Source organism: Vibrio sp. 10N.261.52.A1 (assembly GCF_002876325.1).
In the GTDB taxonomy this organism is placed as follows: Bacteria; Pseudomonadota; Gammaproteobacteria; order Enterobacterales; family Vibrionaceae; genus Vibrio; species Vibrio chagasii.
Map to the genome: position 1 here is coordinate 1 of NZ_MCYD01000019.1, position 2,370 is coordinate 2,370.

4 protein-coding genes are annotated in these 2,370 nt (G+C 46.8%); all 4 read right to left on the reverse strand.

The features are described 5' to 3' along the window. The coding region (gene ccsA, locus BCT81_RS00245) for a cytochrome c biogenesis protein CcsA (protein ID WP_133152457.1) at positions 1 to 889 on the reverse strand (889 nt) is incomplete at its 3' end. After that, positions 886 to 1,368 carry a cytochrome c maturation protein CcmE gene (gene ccmE, locus BCT81_RS00250; RefSeq protein WP_102422933.1) on the reverse strand — a complete coding sequence of 161 codons (483 nt, stop codon included), beginning with the start codon at positions 1,366 to 1,368 and terminating at the stop codon, positions 886 to 888. The genes ccmE and ccsA, both read right to left, overlap by 4 nt. After that, positions 1,365 to 1,571 carry a heme exporter protein CcmD gene (ccmD, locus tag BCT81_RS00255; RefSeq protein WP_008218322.1) on the reverse strand — a complete coding sequence of 69 codons (207 nt, stop codon included), beginning with the start codon at positions 1,569 to 1,571 and terminating at the stop codon, positions 1,365 to 1,367. The genes ccmE and ccmD overlap by 4 nt, the downstream gene beginning before the upstream one ends. 14 nt (positions 1,572 to 1,585) lie before the next feature. After that, a complete protein-coding gene (locus BCT81_RS00260; RefSeq protein ID WP_004739880.1) occupies positions 1,586 to 2,326 on the reverse strand; it encodes a heme ABC transporter permease in 741 nt (246 codons plus the stop codon). Between the last annotated feature and the right edge of the window lie 44 nt (positions 2,327 to 2,370).

A 2,370-nucleotide genomic window follows, 5' to 3' on the forward strand; every position in this document is an offset into this window, starting at 1 on the left:
CCGAACGAACTAAGAAAGTGCCCAACAAGCTTAATGAGAACGCAGAGATAGCCAGCAATACTGTCCAAGCTTTAAATGTGCCACGCTTTTCGGTTACCGCTAGTGAGTGCATCAGTGCAGTACCAGCCAACCAAGGCATGAATGAAGCGTTTTCTACTGGATCCCAGAACCACCAGCCACCCCAGCCAAGTTCGTAGTATGCCCACCATGAACCTAGTGCGATACCCACCGTTAGGAATAGCCAAGCTGCAATTGTCCAAGGACGAGACCAACGAGCCCATGCCGTATCAAGACGACCACTCATTAGAGAAGCAATCGCGAAAGAGAATGCAACAGAGAAACCTACATAGCCCATGTAAAGCATCGGTGGGTGAATGATCAAACCCGGATCTTGCAGTAGTGGGTTCAGGTCACGGCCATCAACAGGGAAGAAAGGCAATGTACGTAAGAACGGGTTAGACGTCACGATAATGAACAGCAAGAAGCCGACAGTAATCAAACCCATGATAGCCAAAACGCGAGCCACAGACTCCTGAGGCATACCACGGCTGAAGGTCGCTACTGCTACCGTCCAACCTGCTTGGATAAGTACCCAAAGCAACAATGAACCTTCGTGTGCACCCCAAACGGCCGTAATTCGGTAGTACCAAGGTAGTTGGCTGTTTGAGTTACTTGCAACGTATTGAATCGTAAAATCATTTGTGTAAAACGCGTAACACAAGATAAAGAACGAAATCGCTAAGAATCCGAACATACCCCACGACAAAGGTCGTGCGCTGTTCATCAGTAATGTGTTGTTTCGAGCGGCTCCATACAGTGGGAGCACGCTTAGCAGCAATGCAAGTCCCAAGGACAGGATCATCGCAAAATGGCCGATCTCGGCTATCATTGAGCTTTTCCTTCTTTTTGTTCAGTCGTGTATTGCAAAGGCTCATGTGTTTTCTTCATTGCTTCCGCAACTTCAGAAGGCATGTACTCTTCATCGTGCTTTGCCAACACCTCAAACGCTTCGATTGTCGTTGCATCTTTTAAGACACCTTGAGCAACAATACCTTGGCCTTCACGGAAAAGATCAGGAAGGATACCATCGTATAAAATTGTTACTTTAGGACCTACATCTGCCAAATCAAAGCTTACTCGTAGTGATTCGTTGTCACGGCTTACAGAGCCTACGACAACCATGCCACCAATACGTAGGCGTTGGCCAACCTCAGGTTTTTTACCATCTTTACCGTTTACCAGCTCAGTTGGTGTGTAGAACAGATCCATGTTCTGGTTAAGTGCGTAAACCATTAATCCAACAGTTGCACTGATACCAAAAAAGATCGCTAAGACAATGCCCAGCCTCTTTTTGCGTCTTGGGTTCATAGAGTGTTCTCCATATTTTTTGCTGCATCGATACGAGCTTGGCGATCAACCTTAGCTTGTACTTCAGTTAGTAATTGCTTACCACGACGAACGCTTACCACCAGTAAGATGATCATCGAGAGAAATGTGATTCCAAATGCACTCCATACGTACGACGCGTAACCGCCCATGGCAAAGAAATCACTCAAAGATTCAAAATACATAAATACCTACCCTACTACGCTTTATCAGCCGCAAGCTTGCGAACCCATGGACGATGACTTTCTTTGCTGATGATTTCGTTGCGGAAACGAATCATGGTCAAAGCGCCAAAGAAGAAAGCGAAACCGAAGATGTTGAGAAGAAGCGGCCATAGCATGTCACTTGAAATCGAAGGTTTTGCGAACTTGGTGATCGTCGCGCCTTGATGAAGTGTGTTCCACCACTCTACCGAGAAGTGAATAATAGGGAGGTTAATCACGCCGACGATAGCCAAAATACCCGCCGCTTTTGCTGCTGTTTTTTGGTCATCAAACGCATGGTGAAGTGCAATTACACCTAGATATAAGAATAGAAGAATCAGCTCTGAGGTTAGGCGTGCATCCCAAACCCACCAAGCGCCCCACATTGGCTTACCCCAAACTGCGCCTGTTAGCAGAGCAATGAAGGTAAATACAGCACCAATCGGCGCCATCGCCAGTGCAGCCATATCAGAAAGCCTTACCTGCCATACCAAACCGATAAACGCGGCAATAGCCATCGACATGTATACGCCCATCGACCAAATGGCAGAAGGAACGTGAATGTAGATAATTCGGAAACTATCACCCTGTTGATAATCAGAAGGTGCGAACGCGAGGCCCCACACCGTACCAACGGATAGACACAATAGCGCTAGGATTGAGAACCACGGCAGAAGTTTACCAGCAAGCTGGTATGACGTTTCTGCTTTGGCATAGGGATGGAGCCATTTCCACATGTTGTAATCTCACTCTTACTTCATATTGCTTACAGCTACTAAAG